The 23,479-nt window shown below is 63.6% G+C and carries 24 protein-coding genes and 1 pseudogene; 11 read left to right on the forward strand and 14 right to left on the reverse strand.

All coding sequences use genetic code 11. The features are described 5' to 3' along the window. The 3 genes and pseudogenes from A5659_RS07525 to A5659_RS07535 all read right to left on the reverse strand — a co-directional run. Positions 1–602: pseudogene (locus A5659_RS07525) on the reverse strand (esterase family protein); the annotation flags it as partial. Between the two features lie 37 nt (positions 603–639). Next, complete coding sequence (locus tag A5659_RS07530) at positions 640–1,101, reverse strand: SRPBCC family protein (RefSeq protein ID WP_067180152.1); 462 nt, start codon at positions 1,099–1,101, stop codon at positions 640–642. A 258-nt stretch (positions 1,102–1,359) separates the two neighbouring features. Beyond that, a complete protein-coding gene (locus A5659_RS07535; protein WP_067023686.1) occupies positions 1,360–2,469 on the reverse strand; it encodes a helix-turn-helix transcriptional regulator in 1,110 nt (369 codons plus the stop codon). A 170-nt stretch (positions 2,470–2,639) separates the two neighbouring features. Here A5659_RS07535 and A5659_RS07540 point away from each other — a divergent pair, with 170 nt between their 5' ends. The 7 genes from A5659_RS07540 (at position 2,640) to A5659_RS28815 (ending at position 9,179) form a co-directional block, all read left to right on the forward strand. Continuing rightward, positions 2,640–2,987: a hypothetical protein gene (locus tag A5659_RS07540; protein ID WP_067180156.1), complete on the forward strand. Its 348-nt coding sequence runs from the start codon at positions 2,640–2,642 to the stop codon at positions 2,985–2,987. After that, on the forward strand, positions 2,984–3,904 hold the full coding sequence (locus A5659_RS07545; RefSeq protein ID WP_067180159.1) for a TIGR03619 family F420-dependent LLM class oxidoreductase: 921 nt from the start codon (positions 2,984–2,986) through the stop codon (positions 3,902–3,904). Before A5659_RS07540 ends, A5659_RS07545 begins: the two co-directional genes overlap by 4 nt. A 215-nt stretch (positions 3,905–4,119) precedes the next feature. Beyond that, the gene (locus A5659_RS07550; protein ID WP_082975971.1) at positions 4,120–5,463 is read left to right on the forward strand and encodes an NAD(P)/FAD-dependent oxidoreductase; all 1,344 of its coding nucleotides are present in this window, start codon (positions 4,120–4,122) and stop codon (positions 5,461–5,463) included. A 574-nt stretch (positions 5,464–6,037) separates the two neighbouring features. Beyond that, positions 6,038–6,274, forward strand: coding sequence for a hypothetical protein (locus tag A5659_RS07555; protein ID WP_067144241.1), 237 nt, complete (start codon positions 6,038–6,040; stop codon positions 6,272–6,274). A gap of 402 nt (positions 6,275–6,676) precedes the next feature. Further along, entirely contained in the window at positions 6,677–7,393 is a 717-nt protein-coding gene (locus A5659_RS07560) for a peroxiredoxin-like family protein (RefSeq protein ID WP_082975972.1), read from the forward strand. A gap of 257 nt (positions 7,394–7,650) precedes the next feature. Then, positions 7,651–9,051: an OFA family MFS transporter gene (locus A5659_RS07565; RefSeq protein ID WP_082975973.1), complete on the forward strand. Its 1,401-nt coding sequence runs from the start codon at positions 7,651–7,653 to the stop codon at positions 9,049–9,051. Beyond that, positions 9,048–9,179 carry a hypothetical protein gene (locus tag A5659_RS28815; protein ID WP_255364633.1) on the forward strand — a complete coding sequence of 44 codons (132 nt, stop codon included), beginning with the start codon at positions 9,048–9,050 and terminating at the stop codon, positions 9,177–9,179. The genes A5659_RS07565 and A5659_RS28815 overlap by 4 nt, the downstream gene beginning before the upstream one ends. Positions 9,180–9,225: 46 nt before the next feature. On the opposite strand, the gene A5659_RS28820 is transcribed toward A5659_RS28815, so the two are convergent. The 11 genes from A5659_RS28820 to A5659_RS07615 all read right to left on the reverse strand — a co-directional run bounded on the left by A5659_RS28820 (position 9,226) and on the right by A5659_RS07615 (position 19,907). Further along, a complete protein-coding gene (locus A5659_RS28820) occupies positions 9,226–9,357 on the reverse strand; it encodes a hypothetical protein (RefSeq protein ID WP_255364634.1) in 132 nt (43 codons plus the stop codon). Between the two features lie 655 nt (positions 9,358–10,012). After that, a complete protein-coding gene (locus tag A5659_RS26835; RefSeq protein ID WP_082975974.1) occupies positions 10,013–11,731 on the reverse strand; it encodes a matrixin family metalloprotease in 1,719 nt (572 codons plus the stop codon). A gap of 799 nt (positions 11,732–12,530) precedes the next feature. Then, positions 12,531–13,271, reverse strand: coding sequence for an SDR family oxidoreductase (locus tag A5659_RS07575; RefSeq protein ID WP_066862958.1), 741 nt, complete (start codon positions 13,269–13,271; stop codon positions 12,531–12,533). A gap of 61 nt (positions 13,272–13,332) precedes the next feature. Then, positions 13,333–13,695: a nuclear transport factor 2 family protein gene (locus A5659_RS07580; RefSeq protein WP_231997765.1), complete on the reverse strand. Its 363-nt coding sequence runs from the start codon at positions 13,693–13,695 to the stop codon at positions 13,333–13,335. Between the two features lie 38 nt (positions 13,696–13,733). Further along, positions 13,734–14,282: a MarR family winged helix-turn-helix transcriptional regulator gene (locus A5659_RS07585; protein ID WP_231997766.1), complete on the reverse strand. Its 549-nt coding sequence runs from the start codon at positions 14,280–14,282 to the stop codon at positions 13,734–13,736. 349 nt (positions 14,283–14,631) lie between these two features. Then, positions 14,632–14,862 carry a DUF6400 family protein gene (locus tag A5659_RS07590; protein WP_067020551.1) on the reverse strand — a complete coding sequence of 77 codons (231 nt, stop codon included), beginning with the start codon at positions 14,860–14,862 and terminating at the stop codon, positions 14,632–14,634. Between the two features lie 251 nt (positions 14,863–15,113). Further along, a complete protein-coding gene (locus A5659_RS07595) occupies positions 15,114–15,941 on the reverse strand; it encodes an acyl-CoA thioesterase II (RefSeq protein WP_067180174.1) in 828 nt (275 codons plus the stop codon). A 25-nt stretch (positions 15,942–15,966) separates the two neighbouring features. After that, on the reverse strand, positions 15,967–16,980 hold the full coding sequence (locus tag A5659_RS07600; RefSeq protein ID WP_066881847.1) for a GTP-binding protein: 1,014 nt from the start codon (positions 16,978–16,980) through the stop codon (positions 15,967–15,969). A 104-nt stretch (positions 16,981–17,084) separates the two neighbouring features. After that, complete coding sequence (locus A5659_RS07605; protein ID WP_369829364.1) at positions 17,085–17,630, reverse strand: methylated-DNA--[protein]-cysteine S-methyltransferase; 546 nt, start codon at positions 17,628–17,630, stop codon at positions 17,085–17,087. After that, positions 17,627–18,403: an isocitrate lyase/phosphoenolpyruvate mutase family protein gene (locus A5659_RS07610; RefSeq protein WP_067180179.1), complete on the reverse strand. Its 777-nt coding sequence runs from the start codon at positions 18,401–18,403 to the stop codon at positions 17,627–17,629. Before A5659_RS07610 ends, A5659_RS07605 begins: the two co-directional genes overlap by 4 nt. 148 nt (positions 18,404–18,551) lie before the next feature. Beyond that, positions 18,552–19,907, reverse strand: coding sequence for an aldehyde dehydrogenase (locus A5659_RS07615; protein ID WP_156748899.1), 1,356 nt, complete (start codon positions 19,905–19,907; stop codon positions 18,552–18,554). A gap of 130 nt (positions 19,908–20,037) precedes the next feature. Between A5659_RS07615 and A5659_RS07620 the strand changes: the two genes are divergently transcribed. The 4 genes from A5659_RS07620 to A5659_RS07635 all read left to right on the forward strand — a co-directional run bounded on the left by A5659_RS07620 (position 20,038) and on the right by A5659_RS07635 (position 23,189). Next, positions 20,038–20,667 carry a TetR/AcrR family transcriptional regulator gene (locus tag A5659_RS07620; protein WP_066862938.1) on the forward strand — a complete coding sequence of 210 codons (630 nt, stop codon included), beginning with the start codon at positions 20,038–20,040 and terminating at the stop codon, positions 20,665–20,667. Positions 20,668–20,707: 40 nt separating this feature from the next. Next, complete coding sequence (locus A5659_RS07625) at positions 20,708–21,379, forward strand: enoyl-CoA hydratase/isomerase family protein (protein WP_066862936.1); 672 nt, start codon at positions 20,708–20,710, stop codon at positions 21,377–21,379. A 73-nt stretch (positions 21,380–21,452) separates the two neighbouring features. Continuing rightward, on the forward strand, positions 21,453–22,379 hold the full coding sequence (locus tag A5659_RS07630; protein ID WP_067180182.1) for an alpha/beta hydrolase: 927 nt from the start codon (positions 21,453–21,455) through the stop codon (positions 22,377–22,379). A 201-nt stretch (positions 22,380–22,580) separates the two neighbouring features. Then, the gene (locus A5659_RS07635) at positions 22,581–23,189 is read left to right on the forward strand and encodes a TetR family transcriptional regulator (protein ID WP_066881838.1); all 609 of its coding nucleotides are present in this window, start codon (positions 22,581–22,583) and stop codon (positions 23,187–23,189) included. Positions 23,190–23,479: the final 290 nt, after the last annotated feature.

The raw sequence follows: 23,479 nt of genomic DNA on the forward strand, positions 1-23,479 counted from the left end.
ACCCACTCGCCGCGATGCCGAAAACCCGACGCGGTCGTACCGGTGTCCACGGGCACCACCGCGCCCCGTTGCGGCGCAACGCCTTTGGACCTGGCGGTGTAGGCGGCGCGCAAGTCGGTCTGGTCCGGCAGCGGTCCATTGGTCAGCTGGCCCCAGGCGGCGGAGACGGTCGGAAAATATCCCAGCCACGCGTTGATGGTCAGGCCCGCGCTCAACAGGCAGAACGATGCCGCGAACACGCACACATTGCGTCGCCACCACCCGGCGCGGCGCCAGCTGGCGACTGCGACCGCGACGGCCGAGCCCGCCAACGTGGTCCACAGCCACATTTGCCATGGCGGCGGTTCGCTGGCCAGCCCGAGGGTGCTGTAGTACCAGTGCGTCGCGGCGCCGGTGACAGCGCCGACCGCCGCGACCAGCGGGACCCGCCGGCTCCACCAGCGCCGCCCCCGCCAGGCGATGGAGTAGGCCAGCGCCGCAACGGTCATGACTTCGACGGCAAGGGGGAGCGCCCCGTGCATCAGCGAAACGCCGCCGCCCGCACCGGTTTCCTGCGCCGCACGCGCCAACAGTGACTCGGCGCTCAGCGCGACCGCCCGCATCGCGCGCCGCGGTCAGACATCGGCGATGTCACGGCGGTCAGGCATCGGGGCGCGAGACGTCACCTCGCCACGCGCCCGTCTCGCCCGGTTGGCTTTCGATGAACTTCTTGAAGCGCTCCAAATCACCGTGGACCCGGGCCTTGAGGATGCCGAGTTTGTCGGCGGCGTTCTCGAGGAAACCCTCGGGATCGACGTCCATCTGAGTGGTCACACGCGTCTTGTCGTCGTCCAGGCGCTGGAAGGTGACGACGCCCGCGTGCTCGGGACCGCTGTCAGACTTCCACGCCACCCGCTCCTCGGGGTGCTGCTCGGTGATGGTGGCGTCGAACTCGCGCGAGATCGGTCCCACCTTGATGCGCCAATGTGTATGGGTGGCGTCGGTTTGCTGAACCTGCTCGACGCCTTCCATGAACTCCGGGAAGGACTCGAACTGGGTCCATTGGTTGTAGACGGTGCCGATCGGCTGGTTGACATCGATTGAGGCGGTAGTGGTGCTCACGGCTTCTCCCTGTTGTTCAAACGTATGGCTGTACTACCCGCGCCGGTTCGCCAGAAACGTCGGGGTTGCTTTCAGGCGTGCCGCAGCACCAGTAACTCGCCGGTCAACATTCCGTTGGCAGGAGCGGTGGTCGGCGGGGGCGACGGGCGATGTTCAGCTGGCGCAATATGCGGTGGTTGCTGGTAACCCCGCCATACCCGATTGCGCCGTATTCCCCGGGGGTTGCTGGTTACGCGCTAGGGACACGGCCCGGCCACTTCACCCATACAAGGGGGCAAGGGAAAGCACAAGCCGGACGAGTTCAGCTTGGCGGTGTGTGCCGGTCTTCTCGAAGACGTGTCGGAGGTGGGTCTTGACCGTCGTTACGGACACCGACAACTCCTCGGCGATCGGGTTCAAACCTTCGGCTCGTGTCACCATCAGCGCGATTTGGGCTTCGCTCTTTGTCAGACCATACAAGCGCCGTAAAAGCATCGCGGGAGGTTCGGTTTCTCGTTCGGGGTCGATGATCACGACGATCACTCGCCCGTACCGCGGGGAGCTAACGGTCCTCGGGTCGATCGGTAGTACGTGAACGATGTAAGGTCGCCGCCCGGAGGGCCTGGCGCAAATGAATGACCCACCCCAGATGTCTTGGGTGTGGAAATCGAGTGCAGCCGCGATGCCTTCTTGCAGCATCGCGTCGGCTCGTCGTGTTGCGGCTTCCAGGCGTCCCTTGCGGATCCGCAGTCCGTCGTCTGAGCGCAGCACGCGCTCGGCCGCAGGGTTGGTATAGATGGGCCTGCTTCCGGGCGCAAGGATGACGATAGCCTGTCTGGCATTCTCGCTGGCCCAGACGAGGTCGCCACCGCGATGGGCGATGTCGGAGACGTGCAGCTGCATCCGCAGGGCTTGTTCGAAGTGGGGCACCAAATGCCGTGCTAACGCCACATTTTCAGCGGTGTCGAACCGTTCCGACCGTCTGGGCGTCGCTAGGGCAAGACTCGTGGCGCTTGGAGAATCGCTAAGACGGACGAACATTCCATCCTCGAAACCGTTGGGGCGGGCCCAATCCGTTGCGAATTCGCACCGTTCATAGGGCCACATCAGTTCCGCGCCGGGGCGCACAACACCCACAGGGCCGCTCTGGACCGCCGACAGCACATGGTCGAGTCGGGCAAAGTGCTCGGCATAGCTCTTGGCTGCGTCGGCTGGAATCTCGGCGTGTTTGATGATGCGTGTGGCGCCGTCGCTGACCACTAACGCCGCGCTCACACCGCCCCCAAATGCGCGGCCGACATCAGCCATGGTCACGTCCCAGCGTTCGGGAGTGATGACCGCGGAGTAAACCCCCGAAACTATCCGCGAGAACTCATCGAGTGTGGCCATCTTCGGCGTCCCGGTACCACCGCTGATGCTGCATATGCCCGTCCTGTGATTGGTCCGCAAAGCCTAACGCAAATCTCCTCCGTTTGGATGAGGCATCTCCGCATCGCGGCAGCGCTAATTAGCAGGAGGGCCGGTACAGGAGTCGACCGGCCGCATCTGGAGGAGCGGGGATGAAGTGCCTGGTGACCGCTGATGAAGATCATCGTCACCGGCGGCAACAGAGGGGTCGGCCGGGCGAAGGCTGCGGCGCTGGCCGCTACCGGTCACAGCGTGATAATCGCCTGCCGATCCCGGCCAACGCGGCACGAGCCAACATCGCAGCGGTCAGCACTGACCTGCCCGCCGGAATCTATCGGGCGCCTCGGTTCAAGCAGTCGGGAAATCCCAAGGCGACCAAAGTGCGGGAGAAGGCGTGCGACCCGGTGATGGCCCGCCGACTGTGGGAAATGTTGGCCGAACTGACCGGCTGTGATTGGCCGGCACCGCACCGACGCAACGAAAGGCCGGCAGTCCCATGAAATTCTCACTCGCCCTGCCCAACTCAGTGCGCGTCAAGGCGCTCACGCAGCCCTGGGAACTCGGTGTGACCGGCGCTGATCAAACCGTCATGGCCAAACGCGTCGATGAACTCGGCTACGACATGATCGTCGTTCCCGAACACTTCATCGTCCCCAAATCACACGTCGAGCTATCCGGGCCACACTACTTTCACTCCACGGTGGCCCAGGCTTTCATCGCCGGCGCCACCCAACGCATTCGGGTCAATTCATTCGTCACCATCCTCCCGCTGCAGCATCCCGTCGTCATGGCCAAAGCGCTGTCAACCGCGGACTGGATGAGCAACGGCCGCATCACCGTTACCTTCGGAGTCGGTTGGGACGCAGAAGAATTCGACATACTCGGGGTGCCCTTCGGTGAACGTGGCCGGATAGCCGATGAATACCTCGCCGCCATCCTCGAACTGTGGACCAGCGAAGCGCCCAGCTTCGACGGCCACTACGTCTCCTTCAAAGACGTGGCGTTCGAACCGAAGCCGGTGCAAAAGCCACATCTGCCGGTCTGGATCGGCGGCGATGCAGAGGCGGTGCTCAAACGCGCCGCGCGTTTCGCCTCGGGTTGGTCGCCGTTCCTGACCAAACCCGAGGACATCCCCGCCAAACTCGACTTCATCAAATCCCAACCCACCTACGACGGCCGCGACTTCGAAGTGGTCTACGGCCTTGGCACCTCGCGCGTCGGCGAAGGCCACGTCGTCATCGACGATCCCACCCAGCGGCCCGGGATGAGCGCCCAGGAAATCATCGACCAGCTCGGCTGGTTCGCGGAACTGGGCGTGACGATGACCGGGCTCCCAGTCCCACCGGTCAGTGACGTCAACGCCTACCTCGACTACGCACAATGGGTCATCGAAGACATCAAACCGAAACTGCAATAGCCACAGAAGGATTCACGGTGGGGCGTCAGGCAGAGGTCTTGCACGGTGTCAACGAAATCGTCCCAAACTAGGGGTGTATGGAACTGGACCGAGATAGTGCTGGCCTTGTCGTCAGTCACTCAATACTCTGGGCCTCGGACGTGCGTGGAGCATGAATCACCGGGGCACATGGACACCGGCGAGCGAGGTTATCCGACAGACGGACGGAGAAGGAGATGAAGCGTGCGGCTGTTGTCGGCGGCGGACTAGCCGGCCTCAGCGCTGGCTACCGGCTACACCGGTTGGGTTGGGAAGTCACGGTTTTTGAATCGCTGGGCCGTGTCGGAGGACGGGTGTGGTCGGAGTCCGAGAATGGCTTCCTGTTCGACCTCGGTCCGACCATCGTCACCGACGGCTACAGCGAATACATGAAATTGGTTGCCGACGTGGCCTTGTCAGACCAGTTGGTCGATTGCCCGCCGGAAATCGCTGTGGCGGAAGGCAATAACCTTCACATCATCGACACGCATAAACCGCTCAGGTCATTTCTTTCAACCAAACTGCTATCCCCGACAACGAAACTGCGGCTACTGGCACGTGGACTGCGGCTGATCAAACCGCTGTACGGCATGAACCCCTACGACCTGAGGAACCGTGTCCAGTACGACACCGAATCGATCGAAACCTACGTCGACCGTGTGTTCGGACGCGAGCTGAACGAAGCGTTCTTCGAGGGCGTGACACGGTCAATGGTGACCAGCACACCCGGCGGTGCGTCGGTAGTCGGCTTCCTTGCCGGCGCGGTCACTGCGTCGGGCAAGATGCAGACCCTCACGGGAGGCCTGCAGCGACTACCCATCAAGGTGGCCGCGGAACTCGACGTGCGCCTCAACTCACCCGTCTGCGCTGTGCGCCGTACTGACCGCGGAGTGGAGGTTCGGTACCAGAACGGCTCGGGGACCGAGTGCCAGGAACGCGCAGACGCGTGTGTGATCGCCACGCCGTTCGGTGTCGCCGCTGACTTGTATCCACCACTGCAAGGACCGGGGGCCGACATGCTGAAAAGGGGGAAGGACACAGGTTGCTCCTCGGTGCAACTGACTTATTCCAGGCCCACCGAGAAGCAACCGTTCCTCGTGATGGTGCCCGCGGCCACTGCCCGTGAGATCAGCTCGTTGTATCTCGATCACGTCAAAGCACCCGACCGCGCACCCGCCGGTACCAGCCTCATCACCGCGTTCTTTCCTCACACCCCGGCTATCGACTTGTCGACCTGGAGTGACGATCGTTTGACGACGACTACGCGGGAGCTGATCGAGCGGATTTTCCCTGAACTTCGTGACCACTTTGTCACCACTCGCGTCACCTGCTGGACATATGCCGCCAATGAGGCCGAGGTGGGCTACTACAAGGCCCTGCAACGATTCCTCGATAACTATCCGGCCGACGAACCGGTACAAGTCGCTGGCGACTATATGGCCTTACCCTCGCAAGAATCCGCCGTCGTGGCCGGTGTCAAGGCAGCTCGGAAGATCCACGCGGCGCAGTCAGAACGCGCAGCACCAGCCCGCGCTGGTTGACCGCTCAACGCACGACCGTGGAGCTCTTACCGACGAGTTGCCTGGCAGCTCTGACGACCGGAACAAACTACCGAAACTTAGTTAGGGATCGAATGTCGACCGCAAATCTGCCGCCACGATTCGACTTCACTGATCCGGATCTTTTACGCGAGTAGGCTGCCGGACACAGAACTAGCCGAACTGCGCAGAGCAGCGCCGATCTGGTGCACAGCGAGCCGGCGATTCATTGCGCGCAGTTGTTACAGACGATGTCAAATGCTTGCAGCCGCGGCTGATCTCCGGATCCCGACAGCCGTCTCCCCGCTAGGGCTTTAGCGGTCTGACGTGACGGGCAGAACGTCGAGACGCCAGTAGGGGAGAGGAGTGCCAGGTCAGCATGTCGAGCAGTCGCGGACCGGTGATTTGGTCGAGGTGGCGCCTAGGGTGCCCTCGTTACCGAGCGCCGCTCGGGTAGAGCCTCGGATTCCGGGTTGTGCTGCGACCGTTAAGGAGCGTTGCCGCAATCTTGATCTCGCACTCTTACCGTGGATATACGAGATAACGCCTATTGGCGACCGAAATCCCGGGGGTTCATATGACGACCGCAATCACCGCGCTTGAGGCAATCGAGGATGCGGACGACGCGAACGATCTTCTTTTGGCTGTCGCAGCAATGAACGCATCTGCGCCCCTGCGGGGCACCGTTCATGTCGACAAACCGCGCTGGCGCCTCACGGAAGAAGAGATCGTGGGCGCGTCGATGACGGTGATTTTGGTGTCCCTCATGGTGGTAATCAGCGTCGCCGTGGGCACGGCCTTGACAATGAGCTAGCGACCGGAGATTACTAATCCGGTCAACCCGCACGCACACAAAGGTGAGGCGCTTTCAACGGTTGCATATGGGCACATTCCGCAACCATCCGAGATTCTGCCGACGCCACGGAGCCGCTTCGTCGCGTTCGTTGTCGAGGGCGATTCGCTCTGACGTGGTTCACATAGCTTCGCCGCGTCGGCCCTAACCTTTAACCCTCGAGCGTCATCTGACTACACACATTCACCCGCCGGCGAAGACAGCCTTGCCGCCGACGACCAAGTCATCGATGCCGCGCAATTATTCTTGTTGTGAAACATGAAAAGAAGGCCGCAACTCTACATCTAGCCCCCCATGTTCAGCTTGGCCGTCTTACCAGGCGAGAGGATGGAGAGAGGCCGAACCAATGCAGGAACACCCCACATGAGCAACATCGATACCGAGAAGAACTACCGCGTTCCTTACGAGCTGTTCCCAACCGACGCATTTGAGCTGCCCGCAGTCCTGCAAAAGCTTCGTGATCTTAGGGATTCGGCTGTCGGCGCCGAGGTCGCCGCGAAGATGGACCAGGCGACTGCCGAGCTCGCTGCCGCCGAGCCGCTGGCCGGGATGCCGAGTGTCGGAGACACCGCACCGAAGTTCGAACTGGTCAACCAGACCGGCATCATGGTGTCGTTGGATGACTTGCTGACCGCTGGGCCCGTGGTGGTGATCTTTTATCGCGGTGTGTGGTGTCCGTTCTGCAGCCTCACCTTGCGGGCATACGAGCAGCACTTGCCCGAGCTTCGCGCGATGGGGTCGTCGTTGGTCGGGATCTCGCTGCAGACCCCTGACGACTCGCTCACGACAGCCGAGCGCAACGCTCTCACCTACCAAGTCCTGAGCGATGTCGGCGCCACGGTGTCGCGTAGGTATGGCCTGATATTTGCACTTCCTGAATTCCTTCAGGACACCTACCGAAAGCTAGGGCACCCGTTGCCGGCATTCAATGGCACCGCCGACTGGGAACTAGCCATTCCCGCAAGTTTCGTGATCGACCGAGACGGAATTGTGCGGTTCGCCGACGCTATGGCTGACTACACACACCGGACCGACCCAGCCGAGGTCATGGCCGCCGTAAGAGAGCTCGCCTCCTCGTAGTCGGTCTGGACAGGGGCTCGACGCGGTCGTCAGCGAATTTTTGCACGCGGCGCCCGCTCGGGAGGTCACCGGTAACGTGGGCAACCGCATACCACAGGTCGCCGCATGCCGCATCTCGGGCAAGGCCTAAACCGCTTCCGTCTCAATTGATTTCGTCTATTAGGCGATAGATGATGCAGTATTGACCCGACGGTTTCGCAGATCCGATAGTGGCGACGGGACGGAGCTCCTGCCCGGCGACCCGAGAAGAGGGATTCGTGACAACCGTTGGTTTGCTAGACCGTTCGCGGATCGTTGCCAAGCCCGGGTGGAACCGCTGGCTGGTTCCCCCGGCAGCTCTTTCCATCCACCTGGCCATCGGCTCGGTCTACGCCTGGAGCGTCTTCAAGATTCCACTGGAGAAAACGCTGCATATCTCCGGTACCGCGAGCGCGATGCCGTTCACGGTCAGCATTGTGATGCTGGGCCTTTCGGCCGCAACGTTAGGTACGCGCGTCGACCACCGCGGTCCCCGCTGGGCGATGTTCATCGCCACCGCCTGCTTCTGCAGCGGGCTGGTGATCGCGGCACTCGGCGTGACGGCGCATCAATACTGGCTCGTGGTGTTCGGTTACGGAGTGGTTGGCGGCGTCGGGCTCGGCATCGGCTACATCTCGCCGGTGTCCACGCTGATCAAGTGGTTCCCAGATCGCCCGGGCATGGCGACCGGCCTGGCCATCATGGGCTTCGGCGGAGGAGCGCTGATCGCGTCGCCGTGGACAAGCACCTTGCTCGACGCGTTCGGCCGCACCACCGCCGGTGTTGCCAGAACCTTCCTCGTGATGGGCTGCACCTACGCACTTTTCATGTCGATGGGCTCGATGCTGGTGCGGGTACCGGCTCCGGGGTGGACGCCAGATGGCTGGGAACCCAAATCGCACAAGACCGGAACGTTGATCAGCGCGCCCAACATATCGGCTGCCAACGCGATCAAAACGCCCCAGTTCTGGCTGCTGTGGGTGGTGCTCTGCTTCAACGTGACCGCTGGGATCGGCATCCTCGAGAAGGCTGCGCCGATCTATCAGGACTTTTTCCCGACTGCTGCCCCTAAAGCGGCTGCGCTGGCGTCGGCGGCCGCCGGCTATGTCGCACTACTGTCGCTGGCCAATATGGTAGGCCGGATCGGCTGGTCGTCGTTGTCAGATCTGTTGGGTCGCAAAAACATGTACAGGATCTATCTCGGCGGTGGCGCTCTGTTGTACGTGGCCATGGAGCTGACGACCAACTCCAACAAGGTCACCTTCCTCGTCTGCACGCTGCTGATTCTGTCGTTCTACGGCGCGGGGTTCTCCACGATGCCGGCCTACCTGCGCGATCTGTTCGGCACCTATGAGGTTGGTGCCATCCACGGCAGACTGCTCACCGCGTGGTCGGTTGCTGGCGTGCTGGGACCACTGATCGTCAACGCGATCGCCGACTCGCAGAAGACCATTGGGAAACACGGCCCGGATCTTTACATCGTGTCGTTCGCGGTGATGATTGCACTGCTACTTGTCGGCGTCGCCTGCAACGAATTGGTCAGGCCCGTGGCTGGCAAACACCACGAGCTTGTCTTGCCCGAGGACGCCTTACTCGAGCCCACGACGTTCACTCAACGGCAACCCGAGAAACAATCATGACCAAGTTGAAAACCGACCGGCGCATCCATCCCGTCCTCGTCGCGTGGGCGTGGCTATGGGTCGGCCTCCCTTTCGTGTATGGCGTCGCGGAGCTATTGACAAAGGCGACCCAACTGTTCAGCAGCTGATGGGTGGACTCGACGACATCGTGGCATTTTGGACCGACCTTCTCCGCTAGGCACCAAGCGGATTGAGTTGATCGGCGGTGGCGTCATCGGCCGCGGTCGAGTTGCTCAGATCCGCGTACCCTTCGTCGGCGGCGAGCAGGTCGCGACCGGCCGCGGTGGCGTACCGGTAAGCCGCCATTTGTCCGCCGCGACGATACCGAGCGACTAAGCCTGGGGTAGGCGACGTGCGGTCGGGGCAGGACTGATTCATCGGATGAGCGTGGCGTAGTTACCGGTAACTCGCCATATTCGATCTGTGCCTATTCCTCAATTGCAGCAGACCTAAGCCCCAGGACCAATCGGTGGGTTCATCTTGGGGTTCGATCCTCGACCAGGGTAGGTGGCGGCGGCTGAAGGGTAATCTGCTCCTCGACGTAGACCGTGTCTTGGGCGGGTGCTGCGCTGAGGGCCTCTTTGGCGATCGCGGACGCGAATTCGTCCAGGGTGGGGAGTGGGCCGAATGCGCGGCGTCTCGATGGCATCGGGGTCTCGCCGCTCAAGCAGTCGGACAATGATGGTTCCTTCGATCATGTCGCCGGAGACGACACTCAGCGAAACCCCTCGCTGTGCGAGGTCGGCGCGCATGGCCCGACGAGAATCTTCGCAGGCTCGCTTACTTTCCGCGATCGGGATGTACTCTGCGGGTACCGATTTGAGCCCATGGAAGTGCGCTTGATGGCTGGTGACAAAGACGACGCGGCCGCCAGGCTTCGCCGGTTTGGCTGCCCCGCCTCTTGCCGGCTTCGATTTCTGCGTCGCCAAAGCGCGACTCGCATACACGCCGGGGGTTCGCACTAGAGGGCGCGCCACCAGAGGTTGTGGTTGTCGCCGTCACCGCGGTGAGCTAGATGCGTGAAGCTGTCCGCATGACAGATCGCCGGACCTCGCGACGTGTTGCTTCCCGCGATGGCAATCTGCCCACCGAACTCCGCCCCGTCGAAGCTCGTGAAGAACACACGAGGGTCACCGTCGATTCCTTTCCAAGCCAGAAGAATCCGGTCGCCGCGGACAGTGGCCGAAGGTGCCTCGGTCGTGCCGATCGGGTGTCGCGCTTCGCCCGCGACCTCGATGTCCGGGAACTCGACGCGCTGCGGCGGCGTCCAGATGTCGTCACCGGCTCCGCTATTGTCGAGGCTCGAAAATATTACGTTCCGGGAATCGCCTGCTGATTTCCAGAAAAGATACAGGCGGTTCTGAAAAGCAACGATCGCTGGGCTCTGATCGGTTCGTGCAGTCGCATGTGCTTGCTGTGGGGTCCAGCCACCGTTTTGAAAGTAGGAAAACCAGATACGCGCATCACCGTCGATCCCTTTCCATGCCATTACTGGCCCAGTCCACGGCGCGTAGGCGAGCGCCGGACGGTGCGTGGAGCCGAAGTTGGCCAAGTGACTTCGCTGAGACCACACACCGTTTACGGAGCGCGTTGCCCAATACAAGCTCAAGTCGCCGTGGACTCCGCGCCAGGCCATCATCAAAGTGGTATGTCCGGCTTCGCCCAGGCTCACTTCACACAGCGCGGGCCCGAGATACGAGAACCCGTTGGGCACCTTGACTTGAGGTGACCATTGGTTGCCGTCCAATTCGGCTATATAGATCTGCTTGTCATCTTCGGTCCCCTTCCACGCCATATGAAGTGTGTGTGTCGAAGGCCCGCCGAAAAAGAAGTTAGTAGTGACAGCCAGTGCAGGAGAGTCAGACGTAGCGCGGTCGCTCAATCGGATAAGCGGGCGCCAACCATAGACACCCAACAAAGCCTCTTGGCTGTTTCGGTCAACGGCCGGGAAGGCGCCCAGGTTGCTCCTGTTGTACGGATACATGATTGAGTTCTTGGAATTGTCATGTCGCAGCCCGAGAATATGCCCGATCTCATGCAAGGCAACGATGTACAGCATCGACTTTGTCCATGTTTCTGCAGAGTCAAGATTCAGCTGCCCCTGGTTATTTGTTCCTGGATAACCCCCGATCCCGAGGACCCCGCCGGCAGCACCGAGCTGTGCATCAAGCGCCTTCCCTCCGAATGTCACAGTGATATCTGCGGCAGTTGCCGTTTGCGTGAAGGTCAAGATGCCATTCGATGCCGTCGTCCACGCCCCAAAGGCGTCGACTATTTCAGCTGTCACATCGGCTGGCGAGAGTCCCTTGGCTGCGTTGGCGTTGACGATACGGAAGGTAAGCGTAGTGGTGCCCCACCGCCCTTGCGGCTCACCGTAAGTCTTTATCCCGATACCGGATGTGCCTGGAGCAGGATCTTTCACACCGCAGTAGGACTGGCTTAGCGTCACCGTGATGTGCTTGATGATGTCCTTCGCAGATTGGCTAAGTTTGCCGTCTTGGATAGCGATGTGACCATTCAGAGCACCGTCGTTTCCGGTCGCAACGACAGCGCGCTTCAGCGCTTCGGCAAGCGCCGGAGATAGCTGGCCGTCTGCCGCGACATCAGCTGGAGCCTTATTGAGGAAGCCCTTTTCGATAAGGATGTCACGAACGTGATCGATATCAAGATTGCCGGTCACGGTTTACTCCTTGTCCTTGGATGTGGGCTGCTGGGAATTGCACAGGCGCTTCTCGATTTGTCGTCCGAAGCGTAGAGCCGGTAATCGCCCAGTCGCATGCGTAGTCGACTACTTCATCACGCACCAAATCGCTCAACTCCACGCGCAAGCGTCGGTGGAAACACGAGGAAATGAGCAGCAGCGCAAGGGCGCAAGGGGCAAGCACCAGCCGGTGATTCATCTGATGAAACGGCGTACTTTAGTTGACATAATGTCGCTTATCGGCAAAAGCCAATCGCGAGCTCACGCCAACCACGGCGATGACCACCCGTTTTGGGGTTTTGACCGCACCTCAGTGCAGCGTCGCCTGCCGCCGCGGCGATAAGCGTTATCAGCGGGCGCTTGAGTCCGGGCGCCGCGAATCGATGGCGGACGGTCCATTCGAGCGACGACCGCCAAGTGGGCATGTTGCGGCGCGCAATGGGTGTTCGCTCGCCCCTCCCGCCTTCCTGCCGCAGACACCAATTCGTCACTGTGACGAATACCCATGTCCCGCAAGCGCTTCGAAGGTCTCACGCGTTGGCCGGCGGCCCGGCGGCAACTCGGGGTGCCTTCCCGATCCAATCACCAGTGGCGGACAAGCCAACACCGCACGGGTGGGCTACGAAGCGATAAATGCCCGCACCGAACGCGGGTATCCCCATCCCCCGTCCTCACCGCGCCCCACCGCTATTCGTCACTGTGACGAATAGCGGTGGGGCGCAGGACTATTCGGCGATCCATCCGCATTGCAAGCCGGGACGTTCTCGCGGCGTCGAAGTCAGAGCTGGATCTGCCCACCGTCGACAGCCAGCTCCGCGCCGGTCATGAAGCTGCTCTGATCAGACGCCAGGAAAAGCACCGCGGCGGCAATCTCCTCCGGGCGTCCTAACCGCTTCATCGGCACCTGATCGGCCATGCCGTCGAGCAGATCCTGCTTCTGGTCCCCAGGTGCCAGCCCGGCGAGTCCGGGAGTTTCGATCGGGCCGGGAACGACGGTGTTCACCCGAATCTTGCGGTCGACGAGTTCCGCGGCCCAGGTGCGGCCAAGGGACCGGATGGCCGCCTTTGAAGCCGCGTAGAGGCCAAACGCCGGGACGCCTTCGGAGGCCGCGGTGGATCCGGCGAGGATGATCGACGCGCCTTCATTGAGCAGCGGCAGCGTCTTCTGGACGGTGAACACCGTGCCGGCGACGTTGCGGTCGAAGTTGTTCCGATAGTGTTCCGGTGTCACATCGGCGAGGGCCGCAAAGTCGCCACCGCCCGCGTTGGCGAAGACCACGTCAAGCCCTTTCCCATGCGCGGAGATTTCGGCGGCCAAGACATCCAGATCGCCCGGCTTGCTGATATCGCTCTGCACCCCATGGGCGCCGATCGAGGCGGCTGCTTCGTCGAGGCGGGCGTGGTCGCGACCGGTGATGAAGACGTATGCGCCTTCGTCGACAAACCGCTGCGCCGTAGCTAGGCCGATCCCCGAGGTTCCACCGGTGACCAGTGCCGTCTTGCCGTCGAGCTGTCCCATGATCGGACTCCGTTCTTTAGCGGGTGTGCGTCGCCGCAATACAACGTAGGTGATTTATCACCTATTCCGGCGTGTTCAACACCGTCCACAACCGAACGATCCGTTCATTGGATATCTCGGCCACATCGAAGCCCGATGCGACAGTGCTGTCGTCCGGGGTGCGTACTTCCCACGCCAGAAACCCCAGTCCACGGGTCTGGCGGACCGGACCCGCCTTCACGAAATGGAGGCCGGGGAGTTTGGCCTGCAGCGCAGCGGCTTTGGCGTTCAATTCGTCATGACCGGACGCGGTACCTTCGTCGTCGATCCACTGCACATCATCCGCATACGTCTTGGCGATCGCCTCGGCGCGGCGCTGCGCGTCACGTTCGTCGAATACGGCCAGCAGGTTGGTTTCCATCAGATGGCTGATGACATCGCTCACGTGGCGACCCTCTCAATTATATGATGTTTCACCTAATTCTAGCTGAGCGCGGGCGGTAGCGAGCTGTTGTGATTGAGGTTGACATGAATATGCTCCAGGGCAGCGGTGAAGGGTGCGAGCAGGTTCTCCGGCAAGGGATCGAAGAACAGCCTGCGAACCAGGTCGACGTGACCGGGAGCGGCTTCATCGATGGCCTGCCGCCCACGCGGGGTGAGAGCGACATTGGTGGTCCGGCCATCACCAACGCTTGGCCGCCTTTCGGTCAGGCCGCGTTCCTCCATGCGCCGCAACTGATGTGACAGCCTGCTGCGCTCCCAGCCGATGTGCGCCGCCAGATCGCTGACACGCATGCCGTCGCCGCGGTGACCGCTGAGTGCGACCAGCACGTCGTAGTCGGCCAGCGACAATCCCGATTCGGCCTGCAACTGGCGGTTCATCTCGTAATTCATTCGCAGCTGCACGCGCATGTAGGTGATCCAGGCGCGCTGCTGTTTCGGCGTTAGCCACACCTGCTTCGGTGATGTGTCCCGCGCTTTGCTTGTCGTCACGCTTGTCAGTATGACGGCCTTCGCGCCATTTGAAGCCAACCCCGGTGCTTTTGGTGCGGTCGAGCTTGTGGTGAGCCCGCTCCCCTCCCCACTGTCAACCCTGGCGAATACGTCACTGTGACGAATAATCCTGCATCAGCAGCGTCATTGGCCCTACACATTCAGGGCCAGGGTCCGCTACCGCATGGGGCGCGTGCGGCGATGCGTGTCGGTTGACCAAAGGTGACCGCAATCCGAGCACTGCAAGTGCACCAGCGTGCCCCTGTTGCTCAGCAGATACTGCCAGTGCGTATCGCAGTTACGGCTGCTTCGGCAATCGCCACAAATCGTGCGGTGATCGCAGCGCGGGCAGGGCAACCATGCGCGGCGGGCACGGTCGGCGGTCGGATCAATCGGCAGCACGAGCGGCCGTCCGTTCGGGCAGTACACCGGCGCGGACCAACTCGTCGTAGACCCGTTGCTGCTCGTCGTCCAGGTTCGAGTACAACATTTCGTAGGCCTGTTCTTCCTGGGCGAGCACGGCAATGGGGTCCCAGTCGTCAGTCATCGCCTCGACCACTGCGCTGCGTCGGCGCGCCTCGTCGAGGGTCAGGTCATAGGCGAAGTTGAGGTCGGCCATTAACGCTCCCAGCCGTTAGATTTGCGAACGAACGGCCAGGATGACCCGATTGACGTCGGCAGGGCTATGACCCACGTCACTGTTACTGGTTGAGCTTCGTCACACTTCGCGTCGCGCACGACCCTCGCACCGGGCGCCCCATCCGGCCCGCGGGCCCCGACTCCCCGTTCCCCGGCCTTTCACCGGCAATACATCACGGTGACGAATATACTTGCAGGACAGCAGTTTTGGCGACGCGCCGATTGACGGCCTCAGGCGGTGTGCGGCGGGAAATACATCTCTTGCTTCACGGTGCATACCAATGCGCCGTTGCGGTTGAACATGGCCCCACTGGCCAACGCCAAGGAACCAGCGCTACTCGGTGAGGACCGGTCGTAGAGCAGCCAATCCGACAACGCCGCCGGGCCGTGAAACCACACCGAATGGTCTCGTTGAGCGGACGCCCCGACACCACCGCGCGCCGCATATGCCGGCTCCGTCAACGTCACCGCCGACAGGTAAGCCACCAGGCTTGCGGTCAACACCGGATCGTCGGGAACGTGCCCGTCGGGGCGCCACCACATCAGCGCGCGTGCGGGCGGAGCGACCTCGGTGTCGATGATGCGGCGCTCGAACCAGCGCAGGCTCGCCCACCGCCCTCGGGCGCTCTCGTCGGACTCCGCCAGATGCGGCGCAACCCACGGCAAGGATTCTGGGGCAGCAGCCGCCGGCATGGGCGGTTGGTAGACGACCTGCGCGTTTGCGGAATCGGTGACCTTGAACGATGACATCGCTTCCATCAAAATCTTGCCGTCCTGGCGCGCCGTCACCCGGCGCGCCGAAAAGGTCCGGCCCTCTTGAAGATCGACAACCTCGAAGTCCACCGGCCGACGCGAATCGCCGGGCCGCAGGAAGTACGTGTGGACGCTGTGCGCCGCCCGGCCCGGCGCGGTGTGGCTTGCGGCCAACAAAGCCTGAGCGGAAATATGGCCACCCAGAATGTGGTTGGCGGGCGCGGGCAACTGCTGCCCGACGAAGAGCCACTGGTCGACCCTCTCGAGCTCCAAGGTGGCGAGCACGTCGCCCAGCGAAGATGACATCGACCCGTATCTTGCCGGACCTTTCTCAGACGCTGATTCGCCGGTACCGCTCCAACCGCCGCAAGGCTTGCGCCGGCGCCGGCCCCGGCGCGGGCTGCAGTGCGTTGTCGAGCCGGGCGCGGACGGCGGGAACGTCGAGATGCATCCCGATGGCCACCAGACAATTGGCCATGGCTCCCCGCGGCGCCTTCGCGATGTGGATTCCGCTCCCCACCAGATTGACGACATACTCCCGGACGGTGGTGCGGTGCCGCACCGCGACGACGCCTTTCAGCCTGAACACCTGCGGCGGCGGCTCTTCGAGAAGGTCGACCAGGGCATCGGGGTCCACGCAACCGGAGCTGCTGACCGTGACGGCATCGGCGTGGACGTGCACGTGCTCGTGCTCGTGATCGGCCGCCAGGTCCAGAAACGAGAGTTGCCCGACCTGACCGGACGTGGCCGAGGCGTCGAACAGCAGTGCCGGGTCTATCTGGCCACCCGTGGTGCCGACGACGGGTACGCGCGGATTGCGTTGTGCCGCCCGCTGTGTGACGCGGTGCAGCACCGTCGACCGCTCATTTTCCGGAACCTGGTCGAGCTTGTTCACCACGATGATCGACGCCGCGCCGTAGCGCACCGGCGGCAGGGCGCCGCGGTCGACGGTGTCGAAGTGATTCACGGCATCGACGACGTCGACAAGCCCACCCGGCCGGACCCCGCGTATCCCGCTGAAGCCGATGAGCCGCGCGATCGCCACCGGGTCGGCCACGCCGCTGGCTTCGATGACAATGGCATCGAGGCGCCGGGCGGGGTCGGCGAGCTTGATCAGTGCCTCATCGAGCCCGCCGCCGTCGGGCAAGCAGCAGATACAGCCTCCGGCGATCGAGGCCGGCTCGTCGACCTGACCGGCCACCAGACCGGCGTCGATGTTGATATCACCGAAGTCGTTGACCACCACTCCGATTCGCGTGCCTCGGTGGCGCAGCAGGTGGTTGAGCAGCGTCGTCTTGCCCGCTCCGAGGTGACCAGTGAGCGCGATGACGGGTATCGCAGCCAAAGGTCTCACCCTCCACATCGAGTCCGGACAGTCGATGCTAACCGCCGCAACATTCACCGTCTGCGTCCGGTTGTGGTGTCGCGCAGCGCAATCTATCGATCGCGCTAGAAAAGCCTGCCGGCGACCACGGGTTCCGGCTCTTCGAGCTCCAGCAGGAACCGCTTGCGCTTCAGCCCGCCCGCATAGCCGGTGAGGGATCCGTCCTTCCCGACGATCCGATGGCACGGCACCACGATGCTGAGCGGGTTGCGCCCGACCACCTGGCCGACTTCGTACGCGGTGGTGCCATCACCTAGCTCCGCGGCCAGCTCACCGTAGGTTTTCGTCTGCCCGTAGGCGACGCCCGACAGCAGATCCCACACGCGTTGCCGCCGGACATCACCCACCACCGCCAGCGGAAGATCAAACTGCGTGCGCTCGCCAACCAGGTATTCGCCCAGCTGGTCGGCCGCGCTGGCTAGAAGTTCATCAGCCGCCGCCTCCACCCGTAGACCCAGTGTGTCGGCGGTGGGCGGATGCCAGTGATGCCGGAAATACACGCCCGCCAGAGCGTCGCCGCTGGCGACGAGTGTCAGCTCACCCAGCGCGCTGTCGATCACCGCGTGCCGTATCGGCATCTGCTCAACCTCCTCAGATTGCGAACCAATCACCTTGTCGCCGAACGCCGCTCGTAGTCGACCAGCCGTGACTGCAGCTCGGCGTAGGGCGTGGACGGCGGCAAGGCGCCTCCGTCACGGACGGCTCGGGCCGCCGTGGCGGCGGCAAACAGCGCCGCACTGTAGGGCATCGAACCGGTGGACACACGCGCCACCCCGAGCTCGCCGAGCTCGCCGAGCGTCATTGCGGGAACCGGCAGTGTGTTGATGGGACGCGGGATATTACGAACGATTTCGGCAAGCTCGGCGCGGTCGTTGGCCAGCGGGACGAAAATGCCGTCGGCGCCGGCCTCGACGTAGAGAAGCGCCCGCTCGATGGTGGTTGCCGTGTTGGCCTGTTGGCCTAGCCAGTACGTGTCGACGCGGGCATTGACGAACACCGCGGGGCTGCGGCATTTGATGGCCGCCACTTTTGCGGCCGCGAGGGCGGGGTCGATCAGCCGTCCCTCGGTGCTGTCTTCGATGTTGAGTCCGTCGACCGGCAGTCGGGCGACGTAGTCGGCAACGGCATCCGGGTCATCGCTGTAGCCGTCTTCGATGTCGACGCTGACGTAACAGCCCAGCGACGCCAGCTCGGCGGCCAGAGCGACGTTGGCCTCGCGGGTGGCGCGCCCCCCGTCGGCGTGACCGCGAGTGGAAGACAACCCAAAACTGGTGGTTCCGATAGCAGTGAAGCCGTCCGCCAGGTAGGCCAATGCCGACGGAACGTCCCAGGCGTTCGGCAGCACAAAAGGTGTGCCGTGGCGATGAAGATCGTGAAAACTCATGGCTTGCCTCCGGATGCTGTCCTCACTTCGGCCAAGTATCGACTCACCGGTCACTGAGTAGACGTTGCACAGCCGACGGATGTGAGGTCCGAATGAATTATTTCGGGAGCCGCTAATCGGCGCGATCGTCTTTCGCGTACGAGCCGGGTCAGCTGCCCGGCGCCGACCAATGCACCACCTTCACGGCGGTCATCTCGTCGAGAAGTTCAGGCCCGAAACCGAATCCGGTTCCGCTGGCTCGCCGCGGTTCCGAGGCCCCGCCCGGGGCACCGCCGAACACGGCGTTGATCTTGACGGTGCCCACCGGAAGGGCGCGCCACGCCTCCTGCGCATGGGCCATGTCGGCGGTCAGCACGGTGGCGGCCAGTCCGTACCGATCATCGGCCGCTTCAGCCAACGCGGCACCGAAATCGGTCACGACGCGCACCGGCGCAATCGGACCAAACGTCTCCTCGCGCATGACCGCCATGTCGGATGTGCAGCCGGTCAGCACGGTCGGCGGATAGAACGAGCCCGGCTCGAGATCCGGTTCACCGCCGACCACCACATGTGCGCCGCGTTGCCTAGCGTCTTCGACGTGGGCATGGACGTGGTCGCGGTGACGTTCGTCGACCAAGGGCCCGATCCGCTCGGCCCAGGAGGTGGCCTCGTCGATCAACGCGTTGACGAACGCGTCGGCGATGGGTTGCACGACGTAAATCCGCTCGACGGACACGCAGATCTGTCCCGCGTTGGCGAAGGCGCCAAGTGCGGCCTGGCTGGCCGCCCACACCGGATCCACGTCCGCGTCGACGATCAACGCATCGTTGCCGCCGTTCTCCAGCAGCGCCTTGGCGCCGCGTTGCGCACATGCCCGTGCAATCTCTCGCCCAGTCACACTGCCGCCGAGGTGCGCGACCACGTCGACCAGCTCGGCGGCGGCCAGGTGGGCGCCGACCGTGCCGTCGCCATTGACTATCTGCAAGACGCCTTCGGGTAGCCGCGCGGCCAGAAGCTCGGCGAAGCGCCTACCTGTCTGGGGGCAACGCTCACTTGGCTTGTGCACCACCGTGTTTCCCGTGACCAGGGCCGCGCCGAGAAGGCCGGCGGCCACTGCGATCGGATCGTTCCATGGGGTCAACACGGCCACCACTCCGCGAGGCTGCGGAACCATGAGATCAGTGGCCGTCCATCCACCCTGCAGACTGCGCCCGCGGTGCAACGGCCCGAGCTGCGCGTATTGCAACAGGGTGTCGACTCCGGCGTCTACGCCCCCACGCGCGTCGGCGCGCGACTTTCCCGTCTCCCGCTCGGTGAGTTCGGCCAGCTCATCAGCGGCGTCGCGAACATCGGCCGCCGCCGCCGCGATCGCCCCCGCCCGTTCGGCGGGCGAAGTGCGGGCCCAGGAGTCGGCGGCGTCGGCGGCGCGCCGAATTGCCTCATCGCACTCGGCCGGCCCGGTGACGGGGACCTGCGTGGCGGTGTCGCCGGTCCGGGGGTCCAGAACGCTGATGATCTTCGTCATGGTTGAGGCCACGCCAGTGGATACCCGATCCGCGCCCGACAAACCGGCCCGGCCCGATACGTAGCCTGCACCCGGGGCCGGGAGCGCCCCGGCGCGAGTAACAGAGCACTCGCTCTGTTATTGTGGGCGAATGCCACGCCCCCGCATCCATGATCCCGACGGGGTGCTCGACGCCGTCGAAGAGCTGGTGGCGCGGTCAGGCCCGACCGCGGTGACCATCCGAGCCATCAGTGACGCGGTGGGTGTGTCCAATGGCGCTGTGTACCATACGTTTACGTCTCGGGGCGGATTGATGGGCCACGCTTGGCTGCGGGCGGGTCGGCGCTTCTTGGCGGTGCAGACGTCGCTCGTCGACCAAGCGATGGCCGGTGACGGCCCCGGTGGCCCCATCGATGCCGTGGTGGCCGCCGCCGAAGCGGCGGTGGTGTTCGCCGAGCAGTACCCCGGCTCGTCGACGCTCGTGTTGCGGGTGCGCCGCGAGGATGTGCTCGCCGACGATGTTCCCGACGATGTTGCCGGTGAGCTGCGGCAGCTCGACAAGCTGCTCGTGGCGTTGCTGGTGCGCCTTGCCGTCGCGGTGTGGGACCGCAAGGACGCGGCGGCGGTGGACACGATAACCAGTTGCGTCGTCGATCTGCCCACCGCGCTGCTGTTGCGCCGCGACCGGCTTGGGAGCACCACGACCCGCGCGCAGCTACACGCAGCCGTGCGCGCGGTGCTCGCGGTGGGGCCTTCTCCGCCGCGACACCGGCGCGCATGACCGAACTTCCGAGATATCAACGCAACTCAAGGAGACACACATGCCCGTGACATTGGACTACGCCGACAAAATCGCCATCGTTCGCCTCGGCGAGGACGAAAACCGTTTCTCGCCAACATTTCTGGACGAGATCGATCAAGCGCTCGACCAGGCCGTCGCAGACGGCGCCCAGGCACTGGTCACCACGGCCGGTGCAAAGTTCTACTCCAACGGCCTGGACCTGGACTGGCTGAGCGCCCACGCCGACCAGGGACAGTGGTACATCGGCCGGGTGCACCGGCTGCTGGCACGCATGCTCACCCTGCCCCTGCCGACCGCGGCCGCCGTGGTGGGTCACGCGTTCGGCGCCGGCGCAATGCTGGCCATCGCGCATGACTTTCGCGTGATGCGCGCCGACCGCGGATACTTCTGTTTTCCCGAGGTCGACATCCGCATCCCATTCAACCCCGGCATGGCCGCGCTCATCCAGGCCAAACTCACTCCTCGCGCCGCGGTCGCCTCGATGACCACCGGCCGACGCTTCAGTGGCCCCGATGCGGAGGAATTCGGCATCGTCGACGCCAGCTGCGCCGACGGCGCGGTCACCGACGCGGCCCTCGACGTGCTGCGACCGCTGCAGGGCAAGGACCCCGGCACGCTGGGGGCGATAAAGCAGACCATGTTCGACCGCGCGGTGCGCGCGCTCACCGATGACCAAGACGGTTCGCATTAACGGCTGCTGGACACCGCACGCGTTCCTGTATGGTCAGCGATGTCTGCCGGCGCAAGGGAACAGAGGGCTTTGGATGGCAAACAGGCTCCCGGACAACGACTTCACCTCCCCTCACGTCCTGGACCCCGGCCTTCGCAAGGTGGCGCGGTTCGTGCCCCGCGGCTACGCCCTGCACCGCGGCCTGAAGGTTCAGCGCGCCGTCATGAACCTGATGGGCAATGCGGGACGCCTGCGCGCCGTGCCCGTCGCCGCGGTCAACCAGCACGTGAGCGTTCGTCTGCATCGTCCGGCCGGCCTTCCCGACCGTGCGGCCGCGCTGCTGTGGATCCACGGCGGCGGCACCATCATGGGTCACGCGGCCCAGGACGATAAATACCTGCGTAAGCTCTCGCAGCGCACCGGATTCGCGATCGCGGCGGTGGAGCACCGGCTGGCCCCGGAACACCCCTACCCGATCCCGGTCGAAGATTGCTATGCGGCGCTGCTGTGGCTGGCCCGTCAGCCATGGGTGGACGCGGATCACGTCGCCATCGGAGGGGCCAGCGCCGGTGGGCATTTTGCGGCCGCGGTGGCTCAGCGGGCGCACGACCGCAATGATGTCCAAGTCGCCTTCCAGATGCTGGTCTATCCGATGCTCGACGATCGCACCGGCGCCAAGCGCGACGGCGCCCGGCGCATCATGTGGACGGGATCCGACAATCAACTGGCCTGGAAGTGGTACCTCAACGGGGCCGACCCCGAAGAGGCCGCACCGGCTCGTCGCAAGGATCTGTCCGGGCTGCCGCCCGCCTGGATCGGTGTGGGCACGCTGGACCTCTTCTATCAGGAAAGCCTGGAATACGCGCGGCGCCTGCGCGAGGCGGGAGTGCGGGTGCAGGAGGAGATCGTTCCGGGCGCGTTTCATGCGTTCGATCAACTCGCCGAGAAGGCACCCATCTCGACGAGATTCTTCGACAGTCAATGCGATTATTTGCGGGGCGCGCTCACGCCGAGCGGATGAGCGCCATCGCTTGGGCGCATCGTCCGCAACAGCTCATCGAACCATGTTGCAGGTCAGGCCTTTACCTGCCGGGTGACGTCTCGGCCCGGGCCGCAGGGTTGATAAGTCGACCTTTGCTGCGGGCACCCAAGCACCGGTCCACCCGGCCCCGACGTGACACCTTTTGACTGCAAAGTGTGCACAAGGTGCAACTATATGAGTATGGCCAATCCCGTAGGGCTGCGAGAGCGCCGTCGTCGCCAGACGAGCGCCGACATCCGCGACGCCGCGGTGCGCCTCACGCTGGAACGCGGGTTCGACAAGGTCACCGTCGACGAGATCTGCGCCGAAGCCGGAATCGCCACCCGCACCTTTTTCAACTACTTCCCCAACAAAGAATCCGCCCTCGCCTATGGCCCCTCGGACATACCGCCGGAGTTGGTGGCAGATTTCGTCGCCGCCGGCCCCGCCCCCTACTCGGTCGTGCTGGCGGAGCTGATCACCTTGGCCGCCCACCACCTGCGCGACGTGCCCCCGCGGCGCGAGCACGCGGCCCACATGCTCGAACTCGCCAAGACCTCCCCCGCCGTGCTGGCGGCGTTCCTCGCCGACCTGGAGCGTTTTCAAAACCAGTTGACCGACATCATCGTGCGTCGCCAGGCGATGCGACCCGACGACGAGATGGCTGCGCTGATTTCGGCGCTGGCGCTGACCGCGGTACGGTCCGGTATCGAAAAGTGGGCCAGCGGCGAGGCAAATGAAACCGCCGACACGCCGATGCCCTATGTTGAGCGGGCCGCCGCGCTGGTGAACAGCATCTTCACGGAGTGATTTGAAACACCAGTAGCAAATGTTGCATGCACTGCAAGATATGCACATCATGTACTATGCGCTGGTGGCGGTACGCGGGGAGGCTTCAGCAACAAGGCGAGCCGGGTATCGACGCCGGGGACGTCAACCGGTGTGGGTGGGCAGCATTCACCGCGTTTGACGCTCCAGCGCGCGCGAACCGTAGCAATCGACGTAATTCGTTGTTGAGCGATGCGACTTGTGGGCACTCACCTGCCCACGACCTCCGGTCGCGCAAACGCTGATCCACGTCACCACCGCGTGCCGGGGAA

The organism is Mycobacterium sp. 1165196.3, from assembly GCF_001673415.1.
GTDB lineage: Bacteria > Actinomycetota > Actinomycetes > Mycobacteriales > Mycobacteriaceae > Mycobacterium > Mycobacterium europaeum_A.

What these genes read in the sequence shown, in the direction of transcription:
- A5659_RS07535 (WP_067023686.1), bottom strand. Translation starts at nt 2,469, where the DNA reads ATGGCCACACTCGATGAGTTCTCGCGGATAGTTTCGGGGGTTTACTCC.
- A5659_RS07540 (WP_067180156.1), top strand. Translation starts at nt 2,640, where the DNA reads ATGAAGTGCCTGGTGACCGCTGATGAAGATCATCGTCACCGGCGGCAA.
- A5659_RS07545 (WP_067180159.1), top strand. Translation starts at nt 2,984, where the DNA reads ATGAAATTCTCACTCGCCCTGCCCAACTCAGTGCGCGTCAAGGCGCTC.
- A5659_RS07550 (WP_082975971.1), top strand. Translation starts at nt 4,120, where the DNA reads ATGAAGCGTGCGGCTGTTGTCGGCGGCGGACTAGCCGGCCTCAGCGCT.
- A5659_RS07555 (WP_067144241.1), top strand. Translation starts at nt 6,038, where the DNA reads ATGACGACCGCAATCACCGCGCTTGAGGCAATCGAGGATGCGGACGAC.
- A5659_RS07560 (WP_082975972.1), top strand. Translation starts at nt 6,677, where the DNA reads ATGAGCAACATCGATACCGAGAAGAACTACCGCGTTCCTTACGAGCTG.
- A5659_RS28815 (WP_255364633.1), top strand. Translation starts at nt 9,048, where the DNA reads ATGACCAAGTTGAAAACCGACCGGCGCATCCATCCCGTCCTCGTCGCG.
- A5659_RS28820 (WP_255364634.1), bottom strand. Translation starts at nt 9,357, where the DNA reads ATGGCGGCTTACCGGTACGCCACCGCGGCCGGTCGCGACCTGCTCGCC.
- A5659_RS07575 (WP_066862958.1), bottom strand. Translation starts at nt 13,271, where the DNA reads ATGGGACAGCTCGACGGCAAGACGGCACTGGTCACCGGTGGAACCTCG.
- A5659_RS07590 (WP_067020551.1), bottom strand. Translation starts at nt 14,862, where the DNA reads ATGGCCGACCTCAACTTCGCCTATGACCTGACCCTCGACGAGGCGCGC.
- A5659_RS07595 (WP_067180174.1), bottom strand. Translation starts at nt 15,941, where the DNA reads ATGTCATCTTCGCTGGGCGACGTGCTCGCCACCTTGGAGCTCGAGAGG.
- A5659_RS07610 (WP_067180179.1), bottom strand. Translation starts at nt 18,403, where the DNA reads ATGAGTTTTCACGATCTTCATCGCCACGGCACACCTTTTGTGCTGCCG.
- A5659_RS07615 (WP_156748899.1), bottom strand. Translation starts at nt 19,907, where the DNA reads ATGACGAAGATCATCAGCGTTCTGGACCCCCGGACCGGCGACACCGCC.
- A5659_RS07620 (WP_066862938.1), top strand. Translation starts at nt 20,038, where the DNA reads ATGCCACGCCCCCGCATCCATGATCCCGACGGGGTGCTCGACGCCGTC.
- A5659_RS07625 (WP_066862936.1), top strand. Translation starts at nt 20,708, where the DNA reads ATGCCCGTGACATTGGACTACGCCGACAAAATCGCCATCGTTCGCCTC.
- A5659_RS07630 (WP_067180182.1), top strand. Translation starts at nt 21,453, where the DNA reads ATGGCAAACAGGCTCCCGGACAACGACTTCACCTCCCCTCACGTCCTG.
- A5659_RS07635 (WP_066881838.1), top strand. Translation starts at nt 22,581, where the DNA reads ATGGCCAATCCCGTAGGGCTGCGAGAGCGCCGTCGTCGCCAGACGAGC.